This is a genomic window from Bradyrhizobium sp. USDA 4341 (assembly GCF_054063755.1).
In genome coordinates this window covers 1,478,685-1,503,718 of sequence record NZ_JBSSGO010000002.1, presented here as the reverse complement: position 1 = coordinate 1,503,718, position 25,034 = coordinate 1,478,685, and the positions used below count along the sequence as shown (strand labels likewise).

The 25,034-nt window shown below is 63.2% G+C and carries 23 protein-coding genes and 2 pseudogenes; 12 read left to right on the top strand and 13 right to left on the bottom strand.

Annotated features, from left to right (window positions below; genetic code table 11):
* Positions 1-24: 24 nt before the first annotated feature.
* On the bottom strand, positions 25-669 hold the full coding sequence (locus tag ACVIGB_RS13110; RefSeq protein WP_092115178.1) for a hypothetical protein: 645 nt from the start codon (positions 667-669) through the stop codon (positions 25-27).
* 593 nt (positions 670-1,262) lie between these two features.
* A complete protein-coding gene (locus ACVIGB_RS13105) occupies positions 1,263-1,973 on the bottom strand; it encodes a hypothetical protein (protein ID WP_456725187.1) in 711 nt (236 codons plus the stop codon).
* A 219-nt stretch (positions 1,974-2,192) separates the two neighbouring features.
* Between ACVIGB_RS13105 and ACVIGB_RS13100 the strand changes: the two genes are divergently transcribed.
* On the top strand, positions 2,193-2,522 hold the full coding sequence (locus tag ACVIGB_RS13100; RefSeq protein WP_092115175.1) for a DUF6949 family protein: 330 nt from the start codon (positions 2,193-2,195) through the stop codon (positions 2,520-2,522).
* A gap of 155 nt (positions 2,523-2,677) precedes the next feature.
* Complete coding sequence (locus ACVIGB_RS13095) at positions 2,678-3,208, top strand: gamma carbonic anhydrase family protein (RefSeq protein WP_092115174.1); 531 nt, start codon at positions 2,678-2,680, stop codon at positions 3,206-3,208.
* A gap of 4 nt (positions 3,209-3,212) precedes the next feature.
* On the opposite strand, the gene ACVIGB_RS13090 is transcribed toward ACVIGB_RS13095, so the two are convergent.
* Positions 3,213-3,467 carry a hypothetical protein gene (locus tag ACVIGB_RS13090; RefSeq protein WP_092115173.1) on the bottom strand — a complete coding sequence of 85 codons (255 nt, stop codon included), beginning with the start codon at positions 3,465-3,467 and terminating at the stop codon, positions 3,213-3,215.
* An 87-nt stretch (positions 3,468-3,554) separates the two neighbouring features.
* Between ACVIGB_RS13090 and ACVIGB_RS13085 the strand changes: the two genes are divergently transcribed.
* From ACVIGB_RS13085 to ACVIGB_RS13075, 3 genes are all read left to right on the top strand, one after another.
* Positions 3,555-3,866: a hypothetical protein gene (locus ACVIGB_RS13085; RefSeq protein ID WP_456722374.1), complete on the top strand. Its 312-nt coding sequence runs from the start codon at positions 3,555-3,557 to the stop codon at positions 3,864-3,866.
* A gap of 155 nt (positions 3,867-4,021) precedes the next feature.
* The gene (locus tag ACVIGB_RS13080) at positions 4,022-4,522 is read left to right on the top strand and encodes a hypothetical protein (protein WP_456722375.1); all 501 of its coding nucleotides are present in this window, start codon (positions 4,022-4,024) and stop codon (positions 4,520-4,522) included.
* A gap of 202 nt (positions 4,523-4,724) precedes the next feature.
* Entirely contained in the window at positions 4,725-4,874 is a 150-nt protein-coding gene (locus ACVIGB_RS13075; RefSeq protein ID WP_456722376.1) for a hypothetical protein, read from the top strand.
* 396 nt (positions 4,875-5,270) lie between these two features.
* Here ACVIGB_RS13075 and ACVIGB_RS13070 read toward each other — a convergent pair whose 3' ends face one another.
* The 3 genes from ACVIGB_RS13070 to ACVIGB_RS13060 form a co-directional block, all read right to left on the bottom strand.
* On the bottom strand, positions 5,271-5,762 hold the full coding sequence (locus tag ACVIGB_RS13070) for a hypothetical protein (protein WP_456722377.1): 492 nt from the start codon (positions 5,760-5,762) through the stop codon (positions 5,271-5,273).
* 159 nt (positions 5,763-5,921) lie between these two features.
* Positions 5,922-6,461 (bottom strand): bifunctional 3-hydroxydecanoyl-ACP dehydratase/trans-2-decenoyl-ACP isomerase, encoded by a 540-nt coding sequence (gene fabA / locus ACVIGB_RS13065; protein WP_456722378.1) that lies wholly within the window; start codon positions 6,459-6,461, stop codon positions 5,922-5,924.
* A gap of 24 nt (positions 6,462-6,485) precedes the next feature.
* Positions 6,486-7,115, bottom strand: a complete 630-nt coding sequence (locus tag ACVIGB_RS13060; RefSeq protein WP_456722379.1) for a TetR/AcrR family transcriptional regulator — start codon at positions 7,113-7,115, stop codon at positions 6,486-6,488.
* Positions 7,116-7,286: 171 nt separating this feature from the next.
* Between ACVIGB_RS13060 and ACVIGB_RS13055 the strand changes: the two genes are divergently transcribed.
* Positions 7,287-7,625, top strand: a complete 339-nt coding sequence (locus ACVIGB_RS13055; protein ID WP_456722380.1) for a hypothetical protein — start codon at positions 7,287-7,289, stop codon at positions 7,623-7,625.
* Between the two features lie 130 nt (positions 7,626-7,755).
* On the opposite strand, the gene ACVIGB_RS13050 is transcribed toward ACVIGB_RS13055, so the two are convergent.
* The 4 genes and pseudogenes from ACVIGB_RS13050 to ACVIGB_RS13035 all read right to left on the bottom strand — a co-directional run bounded on the left by ACVIGB_RS13050 (position 7,756) and on the right by ACVIGB_RS13035 (position 12,260).
* Positions 7,756-8,370 (bottom strand): transglutaminase-like cysteine peptidase, encoded by a 615-nt coding sequence (locus ACVIGB_RS13050; RefSeq protein ID WP_092115167.1) that lies wholly within the window; start codon positions 8,368-8,370, stop codon positions 7,756-7,758.
* Positions 8,371-8,704: 334 nt separating this feature from the next.
* Positions 8,705-9,323 (bottom strand): annotated as a pseudogene (locus ACVIGB_RS13045) (PilZ domain-containing protein).
* A gap of 149 nt (positions 9,324-9,472) precedes the next feature.
* A complete protein-coding gene (locus tag ACVIGB_RS13040) occupies positions 9,473-11,029 on the bottom strand; it encodes an FAD-dependent monooxygenase (RefSeq protein WP_456722381.1) in 1,557 nt (518 codons plus the stop codon).
* 271 nt (positions 11,030-11,300) lie between these two features.
* On the bottom strand, positions 11,301-12,260 hold the full coding sequence (locus ACVIGB_RS13035; RefSeq protein WP_456722382.1) for an acyl-CoA desaturase: 960 nt from the start codon (positions 12,258-12,260) through the stop codon (positions 11,301-11,303).
* 173 nt (positions 12,261-12,433) lie between these two features.
* On the opposite strand from ACVIGB_RS13035, the gene ACVIGB_RS13030 reads away from it, so the two are divergent.
* A complete protein-coding gene (locus ACVIGB_RS13030; RefSeq protein ID WP_456722383.1) occupies positions 12,434-13,396 on the top strand; it encodes an MBL fold metallo-hydrolase in 963 nt (320 codons plus the stop codon).
* A gap of 29 nt (positions 13,397-13,425) precedes the next feature.
* Here the strand turns inward: ACVIGB_RS13030 and ACVIGB_RS13025 are convergent, their stop codons facing one another.
* Entirely contained in the window at positions 13,426-13,953 is a 528-nt protein-coding gene (locus tag ACVIGB_RS13025; protein WP_456722384.1) for a hypothetical protein, read from the bottom strand.
* A 235-nt stretch (positions 13,954-14,188) separates the two neighbouring features.
* Here ACVIGB_RS13025 and ACVIGB_RS13020 point away from each other — a divergent pair, with 235 nt between their 5' ends.
* The 3 genes from ACVIGB_RS13020 to ACVIGB_RS13010 all read left to right on the top strand — a co-directional run bounded on the left by ACVIGB_RS13020 (position 14,189) and on the right by ACVIGB_RS13010 (position 18,608).
* A complete protein-coding gene (locus ACVIGB_RS13020) occupies positions 14,189-15,340 on the top strand; it encodes a zinc-binding dehydrogenase (RefSeq protein WP_456722385.1) in 1,152 nt (383 codons plus the stop codon).
* A 122-nt stretch (positions 15,341-15,462) separates the two neighbouring features.
* Entirely contained in the window at positions 15,463-17,409 is a 1,947-nt protein-coding gene (locus ACVIGB_RS13015; protein WP_456722386.1) for a cyclic nucleotide-binding and patatin-like phospholipase domain-containing protein, read from the top strand.
* Between the two features lie 59 nt (positions 17,410-17,468).
* A complete protein-coding gene (locus tag ACVIGB_RS13010; protein ID WP_456722387.1) occupies positions 17,469-18,608 on the top strand; it encodes an amidohydrolase/deacetylase family metallohydrolase in 1,140 nt (379 codons plus the stop codon).
* Positions 18,609-19,298: 690 nt separating this feature from the next.
* On the opposite strand, the gene ACVIGB_RS13005 is transcribed toward ACVIGB_RS13010, so the two are convergent.
* Positions 19,299-19,979 (bottom strand): Crp/Fnr family transcriptional regulator, encoded by a 681-nt coding sequence (locus ACVIGB_RS13005; RefSeq protein WP_456722388.1) that lies wholly within the window; start codon positions 19,977-19,979, stop codon positions 19,299-19,301.
* 2,116 nt (positions 19,980-22,095) lie between these two features.
* Here ACVIGB_RS13005 and ACVIGB_RS13000 point away from each other — a divergent pair.
* A pseudogene (locus ACVIGB_RS13000) lies at positions 22,096-22,542 on the top strand (amidohydrolase family protein); the annotation flags it as partial.
* A gap of 211 nt (positions 22,543-22,753) precedes the next feature.
* On the top strand, positions 22,754-23,602 hold the full coding sequence (locus ACVIGB_RS12995) for an SDR family NAD(P)-dependent oxidoreductase (protein ID WP_456749145.1): 849 nt from the start codon (positions 22,754-22,756) through the stop codon (positions 23,600-23,602).
* Positions 23,603-23,627: 25 nt separating this feature from the next.
* Here the strand turns inward: ACVIGB_RS12995 and ACVIGB_RS12990 are convergent, their stop codons facing one another.
* Complete coding sequence (locus ACVIGB_RS12990) at positions 23,628-24,851, bottom strand: ABC transporter substrate-binding protein (RefSeq protein WP_456722390.1); 1,224 nt, start codon at positions 24,849-24,851, stop codon at positions 23,628-23,630.
* Positions 24,852-25,034 lie beyond the last annotated feature (183 nt).

Genomic DNA, 25,034 nt, shown 5'->3' with positions numbered 1-25,034 from the left:
TTGATGGTCCTGATTTCCTGATCGTCAATCGAGGGACCTGATCTCAAGGCCCTCGAAGATGGTTATGCCGTCGGTTTCGGTCCACAGGCCGACTTTGCCTGGAGGGCCTGGAAACCTCCTGTCGGTCGCGACAAAAAGCTCCCTTCCGTCGAAGAGCACCGTGAGGCGGTCATCTCTCGCCGCAATTCCGAGCGTGTGCCATGCTTGGCGCGACACGTTCACCTCCATGCGTCCGATCAACTCGCGGCTTCCGTTAGCGACGCGATAGAGGTTCACGCTATTGTCCAGCGCGTCGGCGCGCATGGCGTAGTAATCATCGAACGATCTGAACCGGATGAACGCGCCGGCGGTCTGACCGATCTTTCCCGAAATGATCATGAAGCGTGTCGACACATAGACGTCGCGCCCGGAGAAAGGGCGGTAGAGGAAGAACGCCGAGCGATTCTCGTCGGGCTGGGGATCGATCTGCGCCAATCCTCGACCAGCATCGTTATCAACGACCAACCATTTGCTCCGCCTGACGTCGCCGGAGGCGGCAAGATCAAAATCGTCGAGTTTCTTTGCTGTATCGAACGTGATGCCGACCGCCGGTCCACCCGGTGGCGTTGGACCGCATGCAAACAAGGCCATGCAAAATGGCAGCAGGCATGGAAAACAGCGCGTCGTCACGGCTTTGCGCCCCTAACGCGAGGCTCTGCCGGGTCGGGAAGCTGTTCGAATTCTGGGATACCCATTGCGCGCAGCGCAATAAGGAATCCTTCCCGGACTTCCTCTCCGTTCCGGTGATAGACGGCGACCGGAGATCCATCGGAGCAATCGTCCCGACCAGGTTGAGTAGGCCCAGACCAATCTTGCCGCTCGCCGGTGACGAGTTCGTCTGACTTTGCAGGAGCAGGATCAATATCTGCCGGGGTCCGCGCAGAGACAGACCGTAGGGCAAATTTGCTGGGGAGGAATGGAGGCTTCCTTTCGTCCATGTGCGCATGACCTCGACAAGTCGAGCGTTGCACAGTTCTTGGACCGAAGCCTCAAGGGGAGACCGTACTTCCCCTAGCCACGTCATAGTCCAGCGAGGCGACAAATGCAATATGCATCAATCGGCACGGATGCCCGTCTCACAATGCATGCAGCGCCACCGACGGTGCTTCTTGCTGCAACGCAATGAGTTCGAGGTCGGCGCATCGTTTCTTTGCGCCAAAGCTAGATGCGAGCCCGTCGTGCGGCGGCGCTACGCGCCGACCGGGTGGCCCGCAATGACGGCGTTACCCCTTCGCGCTATGCATCTGCGCGGAGAGGCGGTTCATCGCGATGGCGATGTCGCGCCATTGCGCCAGCCAGCCGCGCGGAAAGCGGAAGGTCAGGTCGGCGCCCTCGATGCGCTGCTCACTCAGGCACATGCCGGGCGTCGACGTATCGCGCGTGCAGCGTGCGATCAGCTGCGGCTCGGTCGCGGTGAACAGGTCCTCGCCGCCATAGGGCGTGCCGTCGCGGAACGCGCGTGCCGTCAGGCCGTCATCGGTGTTCGCACGTTCGTCGAGATAGCGCGGATAGATCGTGCGCAGCCGCATGTCCGGCGCGAGTGAATCGTGATGTGCCGCGATCGACACGAAGATCCTGTCGATCGGCTGCACCTTGTCCTCGATCGTCTCGGCGCTGTAGTGCTTCGGCGCGGCAGGCGCCTCCAGCGACGGATAGAGGAAGCTCAGATCGACGCGCTCCTGCGGTCCGGAGTGGCGCTGGATCTTCATGCGCACCGCCATGGTCGGCACGTTGAACAGCGTGCCGCCGACGCTCACCGGCAGCCGCGACGGATCGCTCGGCGGGACAGTCGTATAGGTCGGCCACAGCAGATAGGCGACGAGCGCAATCGCACCGGCCGCGATGACCGCCGAGGCGATGATCGGAACGAGATGCGCGCGCGGATTGCGGCGGGTGTCGCGGGCGGGATGCTGGGCGGTCGAGAGAAGCGTCATGAGCGAGGCAAAGAGCAGGTCGGGAGTGGCCGAATCACCTGCCGAATATGCCACGTGACGCGGAATTTCCGTAAGATTCCAATGGAATCCCGCAGCGAATGGCCATGCACAAACGCCGCGCCGGGCGCTGCCGGTTAACCTTTCCTTAAGGATGATGTGGCGGCCCGCCGCCAATTCTGCGAAGCAGGGTGAGTGGCCTGTTGCGTAGCGGAAGTTCCGATGTCGCCCGATACCTTGAATTCCCTGTTCTCGCTCTTCATCGGTTTCGCGCTCGCCGGCGCATTGGCCAGCGGTTATCAGGCGATGGCGGAGCGTCCGGCCGGCTTCGGCCTGCTGCAGGAGGGCGTGGCGCCGAGGACCTTCGCCGCGGTCCCGTTTCTCGTCTTCGCTGCACCGTTCATCATCATGCGCAACACGCTGCGCGGTGCGCGCATCGAGCGCCGCCGTTTCGAGTTCGTGATGATGGCAACCGTCATTTCCGGCTTCTGGAGCCTGATGTCCGGCACCTTCTTCGTGATGACGCTGCGCGCTGCCGGCGTGATCGGGTGATCCGCGCTGGATCCTGATCCGTGTCCGGATCATGGCCGCGCTTGCTTGAAACCACGTCGTCCGCTGTGCCAAGGTCACTTTGATCTGAGCTTCGACGCGTTTTCTTCACGCGAACCGGCGTCCACTTCGCTCGAAAGCGCTCCAGGGAGACCTCTATGGCGATCTACGAACTCGACGGGCAGGGGCCCGATCTTCCCGCCGACGGCAGCTACTTCATCGCCGACAATGCCGTTGTGATCGGCAAGGTGCGCCTCAAATCCGCGGCGAGCGTCTGGTTCGGCGCCGTGCTGCGCGGCGACAATGAGTGGATCGAGATCGGCGAAGGCTCCAACGTCCAGGACAATTCGACCCTGCATGTCGATCCCGGCTTTCCCCTGACCATCGGCAACAACGTCACGATCGGCCACAATGCGATCGTACACGGCTGCACGCTGGAAGACGGCGTGCTGATCGGGATGGGATCGATCGTGATGAACGGCGCGCGCATCAGGCGCGGCAGTGTCGTCGGCGCTGGCTCCGTCATCACCGAGGGCAAGGAGTTTCCGGAAAATTCCCTGATCATCGGTGCGCCCGCGCGCGTGGTGCGCACGCTGGACGCCGCGCAGGCGGAGGCGTTGTCGCGGCCGGCGAAGTCCTATGCGATCCGTGGCCCGCAGTACAAAGCCGGACTGAAGAAGATCGGCTGAAGCCTCAGCGCTTCCGGTCCTGCTTGCGTGCGCGCTTCGGTGTTGCGGGGTCTGGCTTCGCTGCTTCCCGCAGCCCTGCTGTCTGCGGAAGTCTCGCGCTCTTGCGCAGCGCATCCTTCAGGTCGATCGGAATACCGTGCTTCTTGAGGAGGTCGGCGAAAGCTTCGTCGGCAAGCTCCTGCAACGTCGCCATCCGGTCGCGCCCAAGCTGCTTCAGCTTGTCGAAAGTGTCGTCGTCAAACTCGATCAGCTTGCGCAAATTGCATTGCTCCCAAACTGTATTGCCCCAACGCCTGTGGGAACCGGCGTTTTGCGGACCCGTTGATGTCCGCAAGGGAGAATTGCCATGCGCAAATTATCCGTCACCGTCGCGTCAGCGACAATCGCGATTCTGCTGGCACCCACGATTACCGTTGCTCAAGGTACTGGAAGCGGCACTGGGAGCGGGAGCCCCTCGTCAGCCAGCCCGACATCGCCGCAAGTCGCGTCACCGCCGCCCGGCACCAACAGCGCCGGCACGGCGCAATCCTCCGGCCGGCTGAATACCGGTGAGGGCGTCACCACCGGCTCGGCGTCGAGCGAGAGCATCGACAGGGCGATCGCCGACGAGAACAGGACGGTCGACCGCCGGGTCAACGGCATCTGCCGCGGCTGTTAACTTTTGACGGCTGCGCCTTGATGAACGCGGGTCGCGCAGAAGTGAGCGCGACATGAGCGCGCGGTCGAAGCCACGGTCCTACATTGAGTTAGCATGCGCGGGACGCGGCGGAGGAGGCTTGCAAAGAAAAGCCTTGGAAACAGGAGTAACGGGTGATGTTGCGTAAAACGATGATTGCCTTGCTGGCGACGGCATCGGTCGGCCTGTTCACGGTCGACGCTGCGTCAGCGCGAGGTGGTTTTGGTGGCGGCGGCTTTCACGGCGGTGGTGGCTTCCACGGTGGTGGTGGCTTTGGCGGCTTCCACGGTGGCGGCGGCGCTTTCCGCGCCATGGGCGCGGGCGGTGGCTTCCGGTCGGCCGCGATCGGCGGCGGTTGGCATGGCGGCGGTTGGCATGGTGGAGGCTGGCACGGCGGAGGCTGGCATCGGCGCGGCTGGGGCTATCCGTTCGCCGCGGCCGCGATCGGCTTCGGCCTGGGCTACGGCGCCTACGATTACTATGACGGCTACTACGGCAACCCGTACTACGCCGGTTACGGCTACGACGACGGGTATGGCTACGGCTATGGTTACGGTGACGGCGGCTGTTATGTCGTGCGCCGTCGCATGTTGACGCCGTATGGCTGGCAGGTGCGACCGGTGCAGGTTTGCAACTGAGACATCTGCTGACGCATGGCCGGTCCATCGGATCGCCATGCTGATGGTCTTGGAATCATCGCTGCGGCCTCGGTGTCTTGATGCCGGGGCCGTCGCGCACTGGTACGCGGCTTGCAGCGCATTGCAGCAGTCTGTGTGTGAACGCGTCGCGAAAACAAACGGTCCGGCTGCGATTGGAGCCAGGCCTCAGAGGATCTCAGAGATGCTGACCATTCCTGATCTGACATTGCTGTTCATGGTTGTTGTTTCGGGCCTCGCCATCGCATTCGTCTACATGCTCCACGAGCTCGAGCCGAAGCTTGCACGGCTGCGGCAGCGGGGTGAGCGCGTCTTGCGCGACCGCACCAGGTAGACGGCATCGCGGATCGCTTCGGCTTCAGCCGCAGCGACATTGCGCGTGCGGAGCTGTGGCTCAGCACGGCGCGTTTTCGGGGTCGGCAATCCAGAGATAGGGAATTCACGGCCGCAAAAAACAAGGCCGTCGACGTAGTATACCGTCAACGACCTTGCCAGCCCCGGATATTGAAATCGGCTCACGCCATCCGGTGATTAAAGATGACTCGGATTCGAAGTCGGATATGTGAACCAGTTCACAAAGTCCGGATTAATTCACGGTAACGGGCACTCTTGCGAGGCTGCCGCCGGCAGGCCTGGAGCTGGAAGTTCCACCTTAGGTCCTGATGTTGCTCGGGATTTGGCGCTTTTTGATGGCCGGGCCGGTGAAAGGGCGCTCGGCCGCCATCAATCCTCAACCGCGCGATCCGCGGCGCTTCCGGTTGGCGCTCCGGGTGGCCTTCGACCGCTTGCGCGGCTCGGGCTCGGCGGCCGGCTCATTGGCCTGCGCGCTCGCGAGCGACTGGCGCAGGCCTTCGACCTGCTCGGTCAGTGCGGCGACCTGGTCGGATAGTTTCTTGGCGTCGGCCTGCTGCGCGGCGAACTGCTTGCGCATGGCCAACAGCTGGTCCTGCACCTCCTGCAACTGGTCGATGGATTCCTGCTGGGTCACCTCCATGCCCTTGGTCTTTTCCACCAGGGCCTCGGAGACCTGCGCGGTCCGCGCCTGCAACTGACGGACGGCGACCATCCGGTCGGTCTCCGGCACGTTGCCGCTGAAGGCGCGCCACAGCGCGATCGAGCCGATTCCGAACAGCACGAGCACCAGCGCCACGGCGCCGATCGCGATCGGCTGCACGCCGATCAGGCTGCTGGCCTGTGCATTCCGGGGGGCAAGTTCGACCATGCGACCAGAACCGGACATCAATTGAAAGGTTCCGAATAGCACAACCGCGATGCGGGCAAAACCCCCGGGGATTCAAGCAGGTGGCGCGAGGAGTGCAAAACTCGGCGCAAGTTCCGGGGCTGTTGCCCCAAAACGGGACTGCCCGACGCGCACGCCGCCTCAGCGCGTCGGCGCGATCAGGCCGACCCTCATGTCCTTCGCCAGATAGACGCACGCGCCGTCGGCGAGCACACGGCCGTCGGCGATGCCCAGCACCAGCCGGCCGCGCCTGATCTGACGCATGTCGACCTCGTAGCGCACGAGCCTGACGTCCGGCGTGATGTGGCCCCTGAACTTGACCTCGCCGACCCCGAGCGCGCGGCCTTTGCCCGGTGAGCCCGACCAGCCGAGCCAGAAGCCGATGATCTGCCACATCGCGTCGAGCCCGAGGCAGCCGGGCATCACGGGGTCGCCGGCAAAGTGACAGGCGAAGAACCAATGGTCCGGTGCAACGTCCAGTTCGGCGGCGACACGGCCCTTGCCGAAGGCGCCGCCGTCGATGCTGATCTCGGTGATGCGGTCCATCATCAGCATTGGCGGCGCCGGCAGCTGCGCATTGCCGGGGCCGAAATGGCCGCCCGCGCTCGAGCGCAGCAGATCCGGCTTGCTGTAGGACGATTGCGGCGTGTGAAAATCATGCGGGTTGAACAAGATGGCCACCGACCTTGGGGTTATAGTTGAACATTAGAAGCGGCTGCGCCGCGCGGCTTTTGGCTTCACCGGCGGGGACTTCGCAGTCAGGCGCAGCGCCGCGGCCATGAAGGCCCAGATGTCGCCGGTCAGCCTTGCCGGATCCGGCCGCCGGTCGGCGGTGAGCGCGCCGATCAGCGCCTGGCGGATGCCGCCGATCATCAGCGCAATGGTGAGGTGAGGGGCGAGGTCACCGGGTACGATCCCGTCGCGCTGCGCGGCCTCCAGCATGCGCGCACCGGCTGCAAGCTGGCGGCTGGTGAAGGCGGTCTCGACATCGAGCACTTCGGGCGCCCGGCTCAGCGGTCCGATCACCAGCGGCGCAAACGGGTGCTCATAGTGAAAGGCGACATAGGCGCCGATCCGTTCCTTCTCCCGGTCCGCCCAGTTGCTGGCGGACAGCTTGGCACCGCCGAAGGCCGCCTCATCCAGATGCTCATAGAAGTCTTCGACCACGGCCGCGATCAGGCCGGCCTTCGATCCAAAGTGGTGATAGGCGAGCCCGACCGAGACCTGCGCCCGTCTTGCGACGGCCTGCATCTCGAGATGCCCTTGGCCTTCGATCAGCTCCTCTTGGGCTGCGGCGAGCAGCCGATCCCGTGTCCCCTGGCTCGTCGCGCCCATCGTTTGTCCATGGCTGAATTGAATTCAATTCAATAGGGCGGATGCTAGGATGTCAAGCTTGGGGCGTCGGCTGGCCGAGCGCACCGGCGCAGGGGATGCGATGGCGTTTGCGATCAAGACCGAGATCGGGGAACCGCGGGCGAAGGCGTCATCTTCACCGCGCAGAAGACCATGTACGGCGGCAAGCTGATCGCGGCCGACGACATCGTGTTCGTGTTCGCGAGCGAGAACGAGGGCGGCAACGGCCTGATCGCACGGGCGGTGGTGACCTCAGCCGAACCGGTGCCGCGCAAGCTGGATGTCGCCAGGCAAACGCCGCGTGTCAGCATCGCGGTCAGGCGTGTTGCGCTGGTGAAGCGGCCGCTGGGACGCGACGCGCTCAAGCGCTTCAAGGATTGGGACGACGGCCGGCCCGAGACCGAGCTCAACTTCAAGTTCTATCGGCAAGCCTCCAACAAGATCGTCGGCATCTCGGACGAGACGGCGGCCTTCCTCGATCGGTTCTTCTGATCGGCGGCCGCCGCGTCCCCTCAAAAAGTTGCGGCCAGGCTTTGGGGGAAGCCTGGCCGCGCGCGAACCGGTCTGGGACGGGGAGGGGTGGGGATGTGACCGGGTCGCGAACTCGATTCCTTGTTGCCGCTCAGCGCGAGCTTGCCGTTGAAACTGCGGGGCGGTTGTCGCCGAGCGAGACCCACACATTGGGATCGCTCTGCGATTGCCGCTTGACGAAGCGGTAGCCGGTCTCCGTCCAAGCGACGATGCTCTCGTTCTGGTTATCGAGCACGAACTCGCCCTTGTCGGTCTTCACCGTCAGCACCGCGTGGCCTTCGCCCTTCTTGTCGCGGACCACCGTGATCAACAGCGCCTCGCGCGGCCAGCCGGCATCCATCAGCATCTTGCGCTTCAGGAGCACGTAGTCCTCGCAGTCGCCGTAGCCGTCTGATGGCAACGACCATTTCTCGATCACGCCCCAATGATCCATGTCGGTCATCGGCTTGATGGATTCGTTGACCCACTTGTTGACCCGCACGAGGTCGCGCCAAGCGGTCTGCGACAACACGATGTCGCGTGGTTGCGTCTTGCCGCCGCGGCACTCGGCGGGATTGTCGGCGCAGAATTCGACCCAGCCGATCGGCGAGCGCGCAACGTCACCCAGGCTGGCGTAGACCACGTCGCCGGCCTTGGCCGACACGCACGTCGCAAACAGAATGGCGGCAACCGCCAAACCTTTCCCCTGTCCCCTGAACCCAAACATCGTGGCCCCCGTTCTTCTTGTTGGGACCACGTTTCGCACAAAGCTTTTGCGCCGCCGCTAAGTGCGCGAAGTAGATTTGACGCGAATACTGGTAAAAGCTGCGGCGAATTCGATCTTTACTTGAATCGAATTCGCGTAAAATTTTAAACATCTGCAATTGATTCAAATTTTATCTATTAACGCGGCAAACGCTGCGCCTGCACGGTTTGTCGTCTCAAACGCTCTGGCCGTTAACCGCCGATTTTACTGCGCCAAACGCGCGCGAAGGCGGCCACCGGTGCACCGGAGGCCGCCTTCGCGGGCTGAAAACGGGGGTCTCGAGCGGTTTTTCGCTTTACCTCGCGGTAACGCTCTCTTCGAGCGTTTCCGCCGACTGCTCGTGGACGAACTCGAGCGCGAAGCCTTCCTCGAGATTTCGCACCACGCGGGCCTGCACCCTGCCGAGCATCACCAGCGACTTCAGCGGCGGGCGGTTCTCCGCGGCAATCGCAGCACCGGACAGCGAAAGGTCGATGATGCGGCAGGTCATCCGCGAGCCGTCTTCCTGGGTGAGCAGGGCGATCGGGTTGCGCGGCACGATACGGTCGTGGCGGCGATCCTCGGGCAGATTGAGGATGTCGCGGTTGGCGAGCCAGGTGAGCTGGGCGGCGAGCTTGTCGCGCTTGCGCGCGGTGGCGCCGATCGTCATCGCAAAGCCGTTGTCGATGATGCGGGTGATGCGGCCCTCGACCCGGCCGATATGGTCGAGATAGGCGATCACGCGGTCGCCGACATTGCCGATGCCGGGCGCCAACAGCGCGAGGCCGCCCGGGGACATGTTGATAATCTGGCAGGGAAACTCGCGCCGGTCGGGGCAGCATGTAGCGGCCGAGCAGGTGCACCTTGACGCGCTGGAAGCGCCGCCGCTCCTCGGCAACGGGGACGACGGTAGTTTTCTTTTGTGCAAACGACATCACAACAAACCCGGCCACCGTCCATTCGGAGCCCCGACGACCCTAAGGCTGATAGGGTTAACGGGGCGTTACGGTTGTGAAAGGGAACCCGGACACGGAGCGAGAGTGACAAGTGAAGCTCACGTGCGCCGTATCCAGGGGCGTTAGGCTCATGCAGATGCCGCGTCAGGTTCTCCGAACCATCGCGCTGCGGCTTGAGCAGTCTGCTCCAGATCCGGCTCGATGTCTGTGGCCCAACCCACAAACCCATCGGGGCGCACCAGCACCGCGTTCAAGCCCAGCCGATCCGCGGCATCGCTTGCGACATAGCTGATCCGCCCACGCCAACGCTCGGCCAGCGCGCGCAGAGGAGAGCGCGGCTCGAAGTCGAGCAGCAGGCCGCGTCCATCTCTGAGCAGTTCGCCGAGCCTCGTCCCGCAGGCGAGCGCGAAGTCGGGCGCGCTGCGGCCGACCAGCGGATGGCCGCCGCCAAGATTGTAGCGCAGCGAAACGCCCCACACGCGCTCGGCAAAATAGGTCGCGCCGTCCGGCGTCGCGATGAGATCGCGGATGATGGCTTCGAGCGCGCGCGAACTCCGGCTCGGCCGCATCAGCGCGACCTGGGCGCGCGACCAGTCGAGGATCTGCGCGCCCACCGCATGCCGTTCGCTGCAATAGCTGTCGAGCAGACCGGCCGGCGCGTCGCCGCGGATCGTGGCGGCGAGCTTCCAGCCGAGATTCATCGCATCGCCAAGCCCGAGGTTGAGGCCCTGGCCGCCCAGCGGAGAATGGATGTGCGCGGCATCGCCGGCGAGCAGCACGCGTCCCCTCCGGTAAGCCGTCGCGTGACAGGCGCGATCCGTCCAGGTGGTGGCAAGCGGGAGCGCCGTCAACGTCACGTCGGTCCCGGAGACACGGCGCAGCACCGCCTGCACATGCTCGCGCGTGATCTCGTGGGTGCGGTGGAAGGCGCCGCCGTCGAAATCGACCATCGCGATGGTGCCGGGCCGTGCGTAGGTATACATGCCGGTCGGCGTGTAGTGGCGGCCCGGACGGAGTTTGTCCGGATCGGCGATGTCGACCTCGACCGAATAGCCGGTGAACTCGGGATCGGTGCCGACAAACTCAAAGCCGCCGGCCTTGCGCACAATGCTGCGGCCGCCGTCGCAAGCGACCAGCCAGCGTCCATGAAACGTCTCGCCGCCGGCGCGAACGATCACGCCGTCATCCGCCTGATCGAACGCCTCGACGGCCGCGCCGCGCCTGATCTCGACACCCATCGCGATTGCGCGCGCGGCGAGCGCGGATTCGAGCGACTCCATGTCGACCGCCATGCTGGTGCCGGCCGGACCCGGCAGGCGATAGGACCATTTCGAACTGTCGATATCGTCGTGATAAAACTGGATGCCGGCGAAATGGCCCGCCGGGCGGCGCGGCTGCTGCATCCAATGCGCGCCGCTCGACGCGTTGCTGCCCGAGCCATCATTCGCACGCGGCGGTGCCGCGATCCCGTCCAGCATCCCGCGACGATAGAGGGCCTCGATGCTGGGCGCCGAGAGGCCGCGCATGCCGAACGGCAGCCGCTTCAGCGGTGAGCGTGGGTCCGCGGCCTGCTCCAGTACCAGCACCGAGCACCCGGCAAGCCGCAGCTCGCAGGCAAGCAGCAGGCCGACCGGACCGGCGCCGGCGATGACGACGTCATGGGGAAGGGGGTGGTGGTTGTGCATGAACTGCTCCTGTGTCGATGTTCGACCGGAGCGGTTCGTCGGGTTGAGAACCACACGGACGAACAATGGACGCTTCGATAGCGTCCGGTGTTCGTCGTGGGGATCTCATGCACGCAGCGAGAGACCAGAGCTTTCGTTTTCGAAACGACTTCGATTTCGAAAGGACTTCGTTTCGAAAGGACTTGGGCTTACCAAACCAAGTCTGCCTTTTCCGACACGGGCGATATAGCGGCATCGCGATAGCTCCGCAACGGCGATCTGTGCGTGCAGCTTATGGGAACAACGCAGGGCCGCGATGTCCCGGTGCGACCGCATCGGCGTTGCCCGCGTTGTCGACGCGGCGCGAGCCCGGGCGCGGCGCAAGATTGTCCGGCGTCTTGATGTTGCTGGCGAGGCCTGCTGCCTCGAAGGCCTTGATCAGCCACCAGCCGAGATCGATCTGGCCCGGCAACAGCCCGAGCTTCGCGGAGCCGGGATAGGCGTGGTGATTGTTGTGCCAGCTCTCGCCCATGCTGATCAGCCCGGCGATGCCGACATTGTAGCCCTGGGCTGCGACGCCGTCGATGACCCAGGTCTGTCCGCCCTTGCGATGCGAGTAGTGACCGATCAGCCAATGCCCGGTGACGCAGACGGCGACCCGGACGCAGATGCCCCAGACCAGCCAGCTCCATGAGCCGATCGCAAAGAACAGCAGGGCCCAGGGCAATTGCTGCCACATCCAGCTTCGCTCGACGAAAGCATAGAAGCGGTCGTCGGCAAGCCGCTGTTCGAGCCGGAAGACCGGCGGGTGCGTCAGCAACAGCGTGCAGTGCAGTTGCCACCAGGCATCGCGCCAGAAGCCGGCGCGGTGGCAGGAATAGTCGTGGCACGCCGCCTGGCGCTGCGCCCAGTCGCGGAAATCGTGCAGCCGCACCATGCCGTAGGGGCCGGCCATTCCGACCAGCGTGCCGAGATAGACGCAGAGCCGTTCGAGCCATAGCGGGCAGTCGAAGCTCGCATGGATCAGGCGGCGATGCATACCGACCGAATGCCCGAAGCACAGCGTGATCGCGCTGGTCACGATGAACAGCGCGAACGCGCTCCACGAGAACAGCAGCGGCCCGAACACGATCGCGACCGCGGTCATGCTGCCGAGCCACAACGACTTTGCCGGCGCCCATTGCACGCGCCCGTCGAGCGGGTCGGTGCTGTCGTCCGCGAAGATGCGCTCGGACCCGGGTTGCAGATTCATTCCGTAACCTGAAATTGTGCCGCAGGTTTGGATGGAGCGGCCGTTGCTGTCAATCCGCTGTGCACCTCCATCATGTCGCAGTCCGCATTGGCATCTCCGGCGACTTCACCTAGCCTGTCGTGGCTTAGTAGGCTCATCGGCTTAGTAAGCGCTTGGGGCGGAGACGTTCGATCATGCGACTGAAATTCTGGCTTGCGCTTGCCGCGGCGATCCTCGCCGGCACCGGCATGGCACGCGCCGCCGAGATGCGGGTCACCTTGCTCGGCACGGGCACGCCGACGCCGCGGCTCACCAGCTTCAGCGCCGCGACGCTGGTGGAGGCGGGGCCCGAGAAGCTGATCTTCGATTCCGGGCGCGGCTCGACGATCCGCCTGTTCCAGAAGAAGATCCCGATCGGCGCGATCACGGCGCACTTCATCACCCATCTGCATTCCGACCACGTCGTGGGCCTTCCCGACATGTGGCTGACGGGATGGATCGGCACGCCGTTCGGCTCGCGCAAGACGCCGATGGTGATCTTCGGGCCGAAGGGCACGGTGGCGATGACCGAAAACCTCACCAAGGCCTTCGCCGAGGATATCCGCATCCGGATCGATGACGAGGACTACCCGTCGTCGGGCGTTGCGTTCGCGGCAAAGGACATCGAGCCCGGCCCGGTCTACGAGAACAACGGCGTCAAGGTCACCGCGATCGAGGTCAATCACGGCGAGAAGATCAAGCCGTCGTTCGGATATGTCGTCGAGTATGATGGCAAGAAGGTGGTGCTGTCGGGCGACACCAAGCCGGACGGGCGGGTGGCGAAGGCGGCCGAGGGTGCCGACCTCCTGATCCACGAGGTCGCGCTCATCGATTCCGACCTGTTCAAGGCCTACCCGAACTATCGGGCGATCGAGAACCACCACACCTCACCGGAAGAGGCCGGCAAGATCTTCGCGCAGGCCAAGCCGAAGCTTGCGGTCTACTCGCACATCGTGTTCGCGAGCCAGCCGCCGACGCAGGACGTGCCGGAGGACGCATTGCTGAAGCGGACGCGCACGACCTATCAGGGACCGCTGGTGATCGGACGCGACCTGATGTCGTTCGTGATCTCTGACAAGGTCGAGGCCTTCACATCCGACGGCACCGCGATGAAGTGACGACGGCCGTGTGCAGGCGACGCGGCGGGTTACTTGGCTTCGGCGTCCATGGCCGGTTCGGCCGGCACTGCCGGTGGTTCAACAGTCACGGCCTTCAGCACTTTGCGTTTCGCCGCGCGGACCTCGAGCTGCAAAGGCGGCTGATAGGAGCCGGCTGGCGGTTCGAACATGAAGCCGTGGTGCCCATCGCCCTTGTTGAGCTTGAGAAGATCCTTGCGGAATTGATCGGCGACGACTTCGGCAACAAGGTCGCCGTTGAAATAGATATCGATCGTGACCCGTTTGTCGGGGTGCTGGTCGTACAAGGCCCAGCCGGCGATCCGGTTCTCGTTGAAGACGTCGACGTGGCCGGTGACCTCGCCCGAGAGGCTCTCGATGCCGGCTTCGATCACCTCGAGGTCGCTCTTGTAGATCGATCGCGTGACGTCGAAGCTGAAATGCGCGGTATCGACACATTGGTCGAGCAGGTTCTGCCGATGCTCCTTCATTCGTTGCAGCGTGTCCAGCTCGCCCAGCTTGACGTACATGCCGACGATGCCTTCGATACCAGGATTCATGGTGTCGTTCCCCGCAATGCCACAAGCCTATTGGCCCTCAGTTGCGTTCACAATCAACGGTTCTTTGCGATGCTTTTTCGCGGAAAAATACTCCCGTCAAGACTTGAAGCGCGTCGTCCCGCCAGGGTCTGTCATGAAGGCCTTCATGACAGGCGTTCATGACATCCCGATCGTCCTGACCTAAAGTCGGTGCGGCCGAACCCGGCCCAATGACAAGGACAGGGAGAGCGAACCGATGGAGCAGATCCGCGTCTGCACGCATGACGGACCTGGAGCCAAGCCTGTAATCCGGACCGTGCCATGGCCGGATGTCGGCAAAAAGGCGGCCTTGATCAAGGTCGGCGCCTGCGGCGTTTGCGGAACCGACCTGCACATCCTGAAGGGACACTGGCCGAAGCCGCTGCCATGGCCGTTCACGCTCGGCCACGAGCTCGGCGGCGTGATCGTCGAATGCGGCCCGGAATTCACCGAAGACTTCATGAGCAAGCCGCTGCAGGTGGGATCGAAGGTCATGATCCCGCCCTTGATGCCGTGCGGCCGCTGCTATTACTGCATCCATTATCCCGAGAGCGCCAACAAGTGCCTGACGCCGGTGTACTACGGCCGCTATCTCGGCTTCGACAAGGCGCCGCACATGTGGGGCGGCTGGGCCGAATATGTCTACGTCGATCTCGACATGCTGCCTGGCACCAAGATCTACAAATTGCCCGACGACATGTCGCTGCGGCTGGGCGCGCTGTCGGAGCCGTTGACCTCCTGCATTCGCGCCTTCAACCGCGCCAGCCGCGCCGGCGGCTTCAGCTGGGGCGACACGGTGGTGATCCAGGGCTCCGGGCCGATCGGCATCCTCGCGGTCGCGGCGGCGCAGGAGATGGGAGCGGGGCGCGTGATCTGCGTCGGCGCGCCGGAGGTGCCGCGGCTGGCGCTGGCGCGCAAGTTCGGCGCCGAGGCGACCGTCGATATCGAGCAGCTGAAGACGCCGGAGCAGCGCATCAAGGCGGTGCGCGACATCGTCGGCGGCTTCGGCGCCGACCTCGTGATGGATTGCTCGGGCCATCCGACCGCCGGCCCCGAAGGCATCGAGATGCTGCGCGACGGCGGCACCTATGTCGAGATGGGCCAGTTCACCGACGCCGGCTCGATCAATACGTCGTGGCACCGCATCTGCACCAAGGACCTCAACGTGCTCGGCTCCTGGGGCTTTACCGGCAACGACCTGCCGCTCGGCGTCGACATGCTCTACCGCACGCGCAACAAATATCCATGGCTCGACATGCAGACGATCTATCCGTTCACCGAGGACGGCGTCGCGCGCGCGGTGGCGGACGCGATGGCGATGAAGACGGTGAAGTCGACCATCGTGCCGTGGCCGGAGCTGGTCGGGTGATGCAGGCCAATGGAAGCGTCGCTATTCCTGTTGCAGTGCTCCCAAGGAATGTTGGCCGGGGTCCCGTCAGGACCGGCCTGATATCGCTCGCCGGGACGGCGGCCCGGCGCTAACATCCGCGCATGCAATCGAACCGTGTGCCGCCGAGCGCAACGTTTGCGTGGGGAAACCTGTCCGAGGACTTCGCGCTGTTCCGCACGCTCAGCCCTGAGCAGCGGCTGATCGCCTTTGGCGCGATGACCCGGCGCGACCTGGTGCGTGGCGAGCTGCTGGTGGAGCAGGGCGGCGCCTCGGATTCATTGTTCTTGGTGCTGCACGGCGCGCTCGCCGTGCACCGGACCGATCATCCCGAGCCGATCGCGGAGCTTCGCGCCGGCGAGCTTGTCGGCGAGATCGGCTTCTTCGCCAACATCCCGCGCACGGCCAACGTGATCGCGATCCGCGATTCCAGCGTGCTGGTGTTGACGCGGGCGGCCTATGCGAGGCTGGTGCAGGAAGCGCCCGGCATCGTCGAGGCGCTGCTTGCCGCGCTCGCGCAGCGGTTTGCCATCCAGACCGCGCGCCTGTTGCCCGTCCGGGCGTCACCAAAGGCGCGCACCGTCGCGCTGATTGCGGGCGGACGGGAGCCGGTGCCGGCTGCCTTCGAACAAAGGCTGCGCCTGAGCCTTGCCGCCGCAGGCGCCGAGATCGTCGATCTCGCGCGCGTTCAGGCGATGTTTCCCGGCCGCGCGCTGGACTCGTCCGAGGTCGCCGACTGGCTCAACCGGATCGAGTATGACGCGCCGCTGGTGGCTTATTTCGGTGGTGAGGAAGCATCCGAATGGGCGCGCAAGACCATTCGCCAGGCCGACCTCGTGGTGCTCGCCTGCCGCGGTGATGCTCCGCCGCCGGTTCTCACCGATCTCGAAAGCTTCGCCTGCGCCGTGCATCCGGCGTCGGCGCGACGCCTGGTTCGTGTTCATGATATCAGGCAACACGAGGTCAGCGGCACCGCGGCCTGGCTGGCGCGGCTGCCTTGCTTCATGCATCACCATGTCGCGCTCGAGGACCAGATCGACATCGAGAGCCTGGTGCGCTTCCTGTGCGGTCGCGCCGTCGGGTTTGTCGCCGGCGGCGGCGGCAGCCTCGGCACCGCGCATGTCGGCGTCTACAAGGCGTTTCGCGAGCGCGGCGCGATGTTTGACATCTTTGTCGGCACCAGCGTCGGTTCGGCGATGGCGGCCGGCTTTGCCAAGAACTACGACGCCGAGCATCTCGAGCGCGGCACCCATGAAATCTTCGTCTCCAGCCGCAGCTTCCGTCGCCCGACCTGGCCGCGCTACGCGCTGCTCGACCACAAGGCTTTCGATCGGGCGCTTGCCGATCAGTACGGCCACACCTGCCGGATCGAGGATTGCTGGCGGCCGTTCGCGGCGGTCGCGACCAACCTGTCGACGCACAGTCTCGAATTGATCAGGACCGGCCTGCTCTGGCAGGCGGTGCGGGCATCGAGCGCCATCCCCGGCCTGCTGCCGCCGTTCTATACCAAAGACGGCTCGATGCTGGTCGACGGATGCCTCGTCGACAACGTTCCGCTGGCGCAAATGCATCAGATGAAGAGCGGACCGAACCTGGTGGTGCATTTCGGCGAGCCGGCGACCGAGATGTTCGACGTCGACTATGCCGCGCTGCCGGGAAGGTTCGAGCTGCTCGCGTCGCTGCTGACGCCGTTCCGGAGGAAAGCGCTGCCGGCCGCGCCGAGCGCCGTCAATGTGTTGTGGCGAAGCCTCGTCGCGCACCAGCGCTACGATACGCTGCCGACCACGCCGCTCGACCTGGTGATGCGCCCGCCGACGCCTGATGGCGTCGACGTCACCGATTTCGATCGCCATCAGGAAATCTTCGAATCCTCGTACCGGTGGGCGCAGGAGACCATTGCCGCCTCGGAGGCGGCGCATAATCCGGCCATTGCAGCCATCGTTGCGTCGGCCAAGGGTGGGGACAAGGGTGCGGACTTGTCCGCGGACAACAGCGCGGATCAGACGACGACGGTGACGGCACCCATTTCCCATCAGGTCCGCGTCGGCTGAACGTCTTGCAGGCGGCGCCGAAGTCGACCATCGTGCCGGACTGAAATCCGGAGATGACGATGCCTTTCGATTTGATTCTGCGCGGCGGACGGGTGATCGACCCGTCGCAAAAGCTGGATGCGGTGACCGATGTCGCCTTTGCCGGCGGCAAGGTCGCGGCGGTCGGCCGGGAGCTGAAAGCCGATGCCGCAACCGAGGTCCGCGATGTATCCGGGCTGATCGTCTCGCCGGGGATCATCGACCTGCACACCCATGTCTATTGGGGCGGCACCTCGCTCGGCATCGACGCGGAGGAATTTTGCCGGAACTCCGGCGTCACCACCTCGGTGGACACCGGCAGTGCCGGCCCCGGCAACTTTGCCGGTTTCCGCAAGCACGTGATCGAGCCGAGCCAGGTCCGTATCCTCGCCTATCTGCATGTCTCGCATGCCGGCATCTTCGGCTTCTCGGACCGCGTGATGGTCGGCGAGAGCGAGGAATTGCGGCTGATGAATCCGGTCGAGGCGGCGCGCGTGGCGGACGAGAACCGCGACCTCATCGTCGGCATCAAGGTGCGGGTCGGACTGCACGCCTCGGGCACCTCGGGGCTCGTGCCGCTCGAGATCGCGCTCGAGGTTGCGGAGGAGGTCGGCATGCCGCTGATGGCGCATATCGATCACCCGCCGCCGAGCTATGAGGAGGTGCTCGCGCGCCTGCGCCCGGGCGATGTGCTGACCCATGCGTTCCGACCGTTCCCCAACACGCCCGCGACCGCGCAGGGCACGGTCAAGAAAGTGGTGCTGGAGGCGCGCGAGCGCGGCGTGCTGTTCGACATCGGCCATGGCAAGGGCTCGTTCGCCTTCAAGACCGCGCGCGCGATGCTCGCCAACGGCTTCTATCCCGACACCATCTCTTCCGACATCCATCAGCTCTGTATCGACGGCCCGGCCTTCGACCAGGTGACGACGATGTCGAAATTCCTCTGCATGGGGATGCCGCTGCCGGACGTGATCGCGGCGTCCACCGTCAACGCCGCGATGGCGCTGCGGCGGCCGGAGCTCGGCAGCCTGAAAGTGGGCAGCGTCGGCGACGCCACGCTGATCTCGATCAGGGAAGGGCAGTTCGACTATGTCGACGTGGTCGGCGAGCACCTGACGGGTAATCGCAAGATCGCATCCGAAGGCGTTGTGATCGGCGGCCGCTGGTGGCATCCGAGATAGGGCGGTGACTCAAAAAATCGCGTCTGCCTTGTCCTCAAAAAGGCGACATCGAAGGTGCAGCCGCTACGTCGGCGCTTGGAGTTGTCCCCGAAGCCATGCATTCGTTCTGAGGGAGTTCAGCGGGTCGATTTGTTCGACCGCAGTCGGATGGACGTGATCGCACGCAGAGTATTCGCACGTCCGGATGTCGAGGCCCATAGGGCCGGATGTAACCCCCGCCCACATGGTTCTTGTTTGGCACACGGCGCAAGTTGGTCGACGGCTGATCATGGATGCTTCGCCTTCGTTCAGACGGGAGCGTCACAGAACTCTCAGTCACCGGTAGTTACCGAGGGAGCGAGGATGAAGCGCAGCATGGAACCTTCACAATACCGCCCGCTGTTCCGTTTTGCTCACATTCGGAAATAGTTCACGCATCGTTAGCGAACTACGACGCTCCCGGATTCAAATTGGGACAAATGCCTTGAAGCGAGAACCGCCGAGTGTGGCAGTGGCAACGGTCAGCCACGGATATCACTTCATCCAGATCGAACACACCAGCGACAACTTACGCTCTGGTCCTTCCGAATCTCGGGAGGGGCCGGTGCGATGCCCGGCGCGTCCGTGCAATTGGCTCTGAAGGGTTTAGTCGCCCCTAGCAACGCGGCGGTTGGCGTTGGCCCGTGACGCTTGAGGCGCGATTTTATCGTTTTACAGTTCGCGCTTGATCTCGGGCTTGTCGTACAAGACTGCGTTCAGCAATGAACTGTTGACCTCGATTTTTCCGTTGTAGCTGATGAAGCCGAGCTTGCGGAATCTGTTCATGAAGAAGCTGACGCGGGATCGCGTCGTTCCAATCATTTCGGCCAATGTCTCCTGGCTGATATTCGGACTGATCGGTTGAGGGTTGCCCTCCTTGCCGAAATTCGCCAGCAGGAGTAGCAGGCGCGCCAACCGTTTTTCACTGGAGTTGAAGAGCTGATCGATCAGGTCCTCTTCAATCCGGCTGTTGCGGGTCAGCAGATAGGCTATGAACAGCTCCGAAAACTTGGGTTCATCGTGCAATGCCGCGATCATGGCGGTCTTCGTTATCGCGGTCACCAGGCATTCCTCCATCGCTGTCGTCGTCGCGATACGCAGCGAATGGCCGTTCATGCAGCCTTCGCCAAAGAACTGGCCGGCCTCCAAAATGCCGACCACGGCTTCCTTGCCTTGCTCTGATATGACAACAACCTTGACCCGGCCTCTCTGGATATAGAAAACCGTATTTGCCACGTCGCCCTGCGCAAAGACGATCTCATCCTTGCGAAACTCAAGGATGGTCTTCCCTTCGCCTACCTTGGCGAGAAACTCCTTTGGATCAAATATTGCGTGGTTGGTCTTTTCTGGCATGTCCCGTTTCGTCCGCGCGTGGTGGGACGTCTAGCTTACCATTCAGTCGCCGACGTTCGAAGTGAAAGTGCCGCACAAGGAGGCTCTTCGCAGCCCGGATGAGCGAGGAAGTACCCGGCTGCCGATAAGCGAATCGGGCGGTCAGCAGACCAGGCCCGAGCCGGACCCAACAGGTCGCAGACACCGCCTGGAGTTGGCGGCTAGGTCGCAACTGCAAAGCTTCCAGTCGTCTTGCATTCCGGGCACTCGAAGGTACGGACTTCATGACCGGGTTGAACAGGCGCGATGCAAGCCAACCGCATAGGCTTGCCGCACCTGGAGCACGGAAGAATTCCGATCTCCGCGCGGCTGTATAGCGGATTTGGCTGGATGGATGACATCATGCATCCCCTGTATTGGGCGGGAGCATTACCGATCTCTGTGTCGCCGATAATTGCCTATTGCGGACGGCGATGGAGCTAGTCTTGCTCGACGCAACAATCCGGGCTGGTCAATATTGACCACTATTGAAAATTTCGTTCAGCAAGATGGCCCCAATGTGGGGGACACTGAGGCCGTCTAAGCAGGATGCCTTGGGCAGGAAGGCGATCCATGTAGCGTTAAGACTCCCGAACAACACTTGTTCCGGGTCATTATGTTGTGGAACAGGATCTGCGCCTACAGCATGCAACGTCCGAGTTGGGTCATTCGCGTCGATTTGACAGTCGAGCAGTTGCTTCCGGTCTACCCACAACTCCGGACATGACGTAGGACCGCGACAATTGTTGCTAAGGGCCAAGAGGCGGAATGGCATCGCATCAAGAAATGAAAGAGGTCGCCAACTGAGGCGGGCCTTATTTGCTGATGTGTTCGAAATTGAACATCCGGAACTGCCAAGACATGGACATACTCGAATCATGGCCTCAAAAACGAAACCGCTTAGCCCGGAAGAGTTTGCTTCCTTGCTTATAGTCGGCAACACATCTGCCGTAACCAGTCCTCCAGCAGTGATCCCGGCCGAACACAGCACCCGGCTGATCGCAATGGGTTACATGGTCGAACTATCGGGCCGGCTGCGAATGACCACGCAGGGCCGAATGCAAATATATGCGGGACAACTCGTCACCGAGGTAGGCTCACAACGCCACCAAGCCGAATGAATGCCTGGTGGCGTTGCGCTAGCCCCGGATAGAGCAATCCTCCGGTGCGCTAGACCACCACACGGCTTAGCTCTCGTCTGAGCAAAATTGCTCACTTTTCATTTTTGGATGGATGATCTTGGTCCGGGAGATGCCAGCCACTCAGTCATGTGGGTGGCGGCTTCATCGTGCCGCGCTCTCCGCAGCCGCGACTCTCGTTCTGAATCCGGTGGAAGTTGTGGTTGGCGCGCCCTCGCAGGTCTTTGGCTTCCTCGGCAAGGCGCGCTTCAAGAGAATGAATCTGCTTAACCCGGCCTCGTTCTCTCTGCATGGCTCCTCTTTGGAACCCTCGAGGAATCGGAACCGTTGGAATGGTTGGGTGCCTTCCGTTGCTGGGGCGTGCCTGATCCGGGCGGTCCCGGCTTTCAGCCCCCAAGCCCGGCCGGGACCGCTCACTTAAGGTCTCTGTCCATGGCCCTCAACGTGAGGCGGCCTTGCTTCTCAGTGCGGTCGCTTCAATGGGCCTAAGATCCGTCTCATTGTTTCGGGCGATTTTAGTGGATCTGGACCGTCACAATCAATGCAGCGGAACTCACGACCGCCCGTCTGCGCTAGCAGCCATCTCATGGGCTCGCTGCATTTCCTGCAGAGAGGCGGGGGCGTATTTTTCGGCATGAATACTCTCGCGGTATCGGCGGGAGCACAAAACTCTCAGTCACCGATGGATGCCGAGGGCGGGCGATGATCCGGGCACTAGGCGCCTTTCATTTGAGCAAGTCGACTCACACCTTGCTGGTGCCCCAGAACATCTGGCCAAAACCATTTCAGTAGCTGGCCGGAAGTCCGCTTTGGGTCCAGGCTGTGTACACCCAGTCTGGGTCAGAGTCGGGAGTCGGAGCGCGTAACCGCAACGTCCGCTTCGCTGCATTCCCAACAATCAGGTCGGCATCGTCGAGAAGCTGTGGGCGATCAAGGGCTCGATCGAGGACGGCTTCATCGCGCTGAATACGGTGAAGAAGGTGGTGCTGGAGGCGCGCGAGCGCGGCGTGCTGTTCGACATCGGCCATGGCAAGGGCTCGTTCGCCTTCAAGACCGCGCGCGCGATGCTCGCCAACGGCTTCTATCCCGACACCATCTCTTCCGACATCCATCAGCTCTGTATCGACGGCCCGGCCTTCGACCAGGTGACGACGATGTCGAAATTCCTCTGCATGGGGATGCCGCTGCCGGACGTGATCGCTGCGTCCACCGTCAATGCCGCGATGGCATTGCGGCGCCCGGAGCTCGGCAGCCTCAAGCCGGGCAGCGTCGGCGACGCCACGCTGATCTCGATCAGGGAAGGGCAGTTCGACTATGTCGACGTGGTCGGCGAGCACCTGACGGGTAATCGCAAGATCGCATCCGAAGGCGTCGTGATCGGCGGCCGCTGGTGGCATCCGAGGTAGCGCGCGTACTCACAAAGCCCGCGAGCGCTTTGCCTTCATAAAGGCGACATAGAAGCCGGTGTGAATGAATGCCGGCAAGGGGCAATAGCGGACATCCCGCACACTTTCCAATCGCTTGAAAGTGCGGTCATATGGCGTCCAGTGATACCTTGGACGTTTGACGGTTGGCGTCTTGGGGCGACGGTGTCCGCTTGCACGGGGGAGAATGCGCGTGAAGGAACTCGCTGGAAAGACCGCGTTCGTGACCGGTGCAGCGTCAGGCATCGGATTGGGGATCGCGACCGCTCTCGCCCAGGCGGGGGCGAAAGTCATGCTTTGCGACATTGATGAAGCGGCTCTGTCCGCAGCGCTCAAGCAACTGAGGCTCACCAACGTCGATGTCGACGGCGTGAAAGCGGACGTTTCACTCAAAGCCGAACTCGTGGCGGCCGCCGAAGCCACGACTGCCCGCTACGGCAAGGTGCATATCCTCGTCAACAACGCGGGCGTCGGCGGCGGTGGGCCCTATGGCGCCTGGACCGACGCGTCATGGGATTGGACCATGGGCGTCAACCTGATGGCGACCATTTGGGGGATCGAGATTTTCGGCCCGTTGATCGAGGAGCATGGCGAGGGTGGACACATCGTCTCCACAGCCTCGATCGCTGGCCTTATTTCGGGGGAGAGCAATGCATACAACGTTTCCAAGTATGGCGTTGTCGCGCTGTCCGAGGGCCTGCGGCGTGAACTCGCGCCCCGCGGGATTGGCGTATCGGTGCTGTGTCCAGGGTTCATTCGCACTCATATCGTGGACTCAAGACGCAATCTCCCCAAGCGCTTCAAGGGGGCGGTCCGTGCCTTGCCGACTTCGGGCCCACGTGCCCTGCAGATCAATATGGTCCGGGCACGCATCTCTCAGGGCATCGATCCCATGTATGTCGGTGAACTCGTCCGCGAAGGCGTCGAAAAGGACTTGCCATATATCTTCACCGACCTCGAATTTGAGCCGATGATCGAAGCGCGCTTCGCCGCAATCAAGGAAGGCTTTGACCACATCCGCGGGCGCAACCCGAAACGTTGAGCATCCGAGATGACCGGTGGATCCTCTAGTCGGCGACGATTGGCCCGAACGGTTCCCATCGTTCGCCGGTGAAGCGCATCATCCGGAACTGCTTGATCACACGATAGTCGGTGCGGCTGGTGTTGATGGCAAGGCCCGGCAGCAGCAGGTCGAGCTTGACGTCCTTCAGACTGGCGGCCTGACGCATGATGTTGTCGCGCGAGACATCGTCGCCGCATTGTTGCAGCACGCGCACCAAGAGCTCGGCTGCGCTATAGCCGTAGACCGTGAAGAGGCTCTTCCTGTCGCCGTCCGGATAATACGAGTCCATGAACGCGCGCCATCGTTTCATGCCCGTATCGTCCGCCCAGGTCGGGTCGCCGGCCTCCTTGAACGAGCTTGCCGAGATCAGCCCTTTGGCATTCTCTACTCCCGCCGGCACCAGCACCGCGTCGATCGATGACGAGCCGACGCCGAGCAAATGCAGCGGCTGCCAGCCGAGTTCGGCCGTCTTGCGGATGGCCTGGGCGGCGAATTTCGGTGCAGCCATGTCGATCAGCACATCGACCGCTGCGGCCTTGAGCCGGACCACCTGCGTATCGAAGGTCGGGTCCGTTGCATCATAAGGGGCTTCGGATGCCAGCATGGCCGGCGCCCGCGCGCCGAGCGCGTCCTTCAGCCCCGCGAGATACTCCTTTCCGCTCTCGTCGTTCTGGTAGAGCAGGCCGATCCTGGCGTTAGGATGATTGTCGAGAATGAACCGCACATAGACGCGGATCTCGGTCCGCAGGTTCGGCGCGAACCCCATCGTCCAGGGAAAGTTGACCGGATCCTCGAACCGCGTGGCGCGCCCGCCTGCGAACAGCTGGGGGATATGGCGGTCGTTGAGATATTTCTGCACCGCGATGTTTGAGGCGTTACCGACGCCCTGGAACGTGAACAGAACCTCGTCGCGCTCGACGAGTTTGCGAACCTGCTCGACCGTCTTGGCCGGCGTTGCGGCATCGTCATAGGACATCAGGTTGATCCGGCGGCCGTTGATGCCGCCGCCGTCGTTGATCATCCGGAAGTAGGCGGCCTGCACCTTGCCAATGACGGAGAAAGCCGACACCGGGCCGCTATAGGGCATCGTCTGTCCGATCCTGATTTCGCTATCGCTGGCGCCGGAATCGTATTTGCGGTCTTCGGCAAGCAGGTCGGTCGCCGCAGCAAGCAGACTGAGGCTGATGATCGCAGCTCCGGCGGTCGGTCTGTACCAGCTCTTACGCATCACGCGGCTCTACGGCTGCCGATGTCGTCGACGGGACGTCGCGCGCGCCGGCCTGCTGCAACGCAAGTATTCCCTCATGGTAGAATCCGCGTGCTTCCATGCCGGTTTCTCGCGACGCCGGTTCAGCAAACAGACTCCATAGCATTAGCGCGCGCATGCGGTCTCGCGATGTGTCGGGCGTTT

What these genes read in the sequence shown, in the direction of transcription:
- ACVIGB_RS13105 (WP_456725187.1), bottom strand. Translation starts at nt 1,973, where the DNA reads ATGACGCTTCTCTCGACCGCCCAGCATCCCGCCCGCGACACCCGCCGC.
- ACVIGB_RS13100 (WP_092115175.1), top strand. Translation starts at nt 2,193, where the DNA reads ATGTCGCCCGATACCTTGAATTCCCTGTTCTCGCTCTTCATCGGTTTC.
- ACVIGB_RS13095 (WP_092115174.1), top strand. Translation starts at nt 2,678, where the DNA reads ATGGCGATCTACGAACTCGACGGGCAGGGGCCCGATCTTCCCGCCGAC.
- ACVIGB_RS13085 (WP_456722374.1), top strand. Translation starts at nt 3,555, where the DNA reads ATGCGCAAATTATCCGTCACCGTCGCGTCAGCGACAATCGCGATTCTG.
- ACVIGB_RS13080 (WP_456722375.1), top strand. Translation starts at nt 4,022, where the DNA reads ATGTTGCGTAAAACGATGATTGCCTTGCTGGCGACGGCATCGGTCGGC.
- ACVIGB_RS13075 (WP_456722376.1), top strand. Translation starts at nt 4,725, where the DNA reads ATGCTGACCATTCCTGATCTGACATTGCTGTTCATGGTTGTTGTTTCG.
- ACVIGB_RS13070 (WP_456722377.1), bottom strand. Translation starts at nt 5,762, where the DNA reads ATGGTCGAACTTGCCCCCCGGAATGCACAGGCCAGCAGCCTGATCGGC.
- ACVIGB_RS13060 (WP_456722379.1), bottom strand. Translation starts at nt 7,115, where the DNA reads ATGGGCGCGACGAGCCAGGGGACACGGGATCGGCTGCTCGCCGCAGCC.
- ACVIGB_RS13055 (WP_456722380.1), top strand. Translation starts at nt 7,287, where the DNA reads ATGTACGGCGGCAAGCTGATCGCGGCCGACGACATCGTGTTCGTGTTC.
- ACVIGB_RS13050 (WP_092115167.1), bottom strand. Translation starts at nt 8,370, where the DNA reads ATGTTTGGGTTCAGGGGACAGGGGAAAGGTTTGGCGGTTGCCGCCATT.
- ACVIGB_RS13040 (WP_456722381.1), bottom strand. Translation starts at nt 11,029, where the DNA reads ATGCACAACCACCACCCCCTTCCCCATGACGTCGTCATCGCCGGCGCC.
- ACVIGB_RS13035 (WP_456722382.1), bottom strand. Translation starts at nt 12,260, where the DNA reads ATGAATCTGCAACCCGGGTCCGAGCGCATCTTCGCGGACGACAGCACC.
- ACVIGB_RS13030 (WP_456722383.1), top strand. Translation starts at nt 12,434, where the DNA reads ATGCGACTGAAATTCTGGCTTGCGCTTGCCGCGGCGATCCTCGCCGGC.
- ACVIGB_RS13025 (WP_456722384.1), bottom strand. Translation starts at nt 13,953, where the DNA reads ATGAATCCTGGTATCGAAGGCATCGTCGGCATGTACGTCAAGCTGGGC.
- ACVIGB_RS13020 (WP_456722385.1), top strand. Translation starts at nt 14,189, where the DNA reads ATGGAGCAGATCCGCGTCTGCACGCATGACGGACCTGGAGCCAAGCCT.
- ACVIGB_RS13015 (WP_456722386.1), top strand. Translation starts at nt 15,463, where the DNA reads ATGCAATCGAACCGTGTGCCGCCGAGCGCAACGTTTGCGTGGGGAAAC.
- ACVIGB_RS13010 (WP_456722387.1), top strand. Translation starts at nt 17,469, where the DNA reads ATGCCTTTCGATTTGATTCTGCGCGGCGGACGGGTGATCGACCCGTCG.
- ACVIGB_RS13005 (WP_456722388.1), bottom strand. Translation starts at nt 19,979, where the DNA reads ATGCCAGAAAAGACCAACCACGCAATATTTGATCCAAAGGAGTTTCTC.
- ACVIGB_RS12990 (WP_456722390.1), bottom strand. Translation starts at nt 24,851, where the DNA reads ATGCGTAAGAGCTGGTACAGACCGACCGCCGGAGCTGCGATCATCAGC.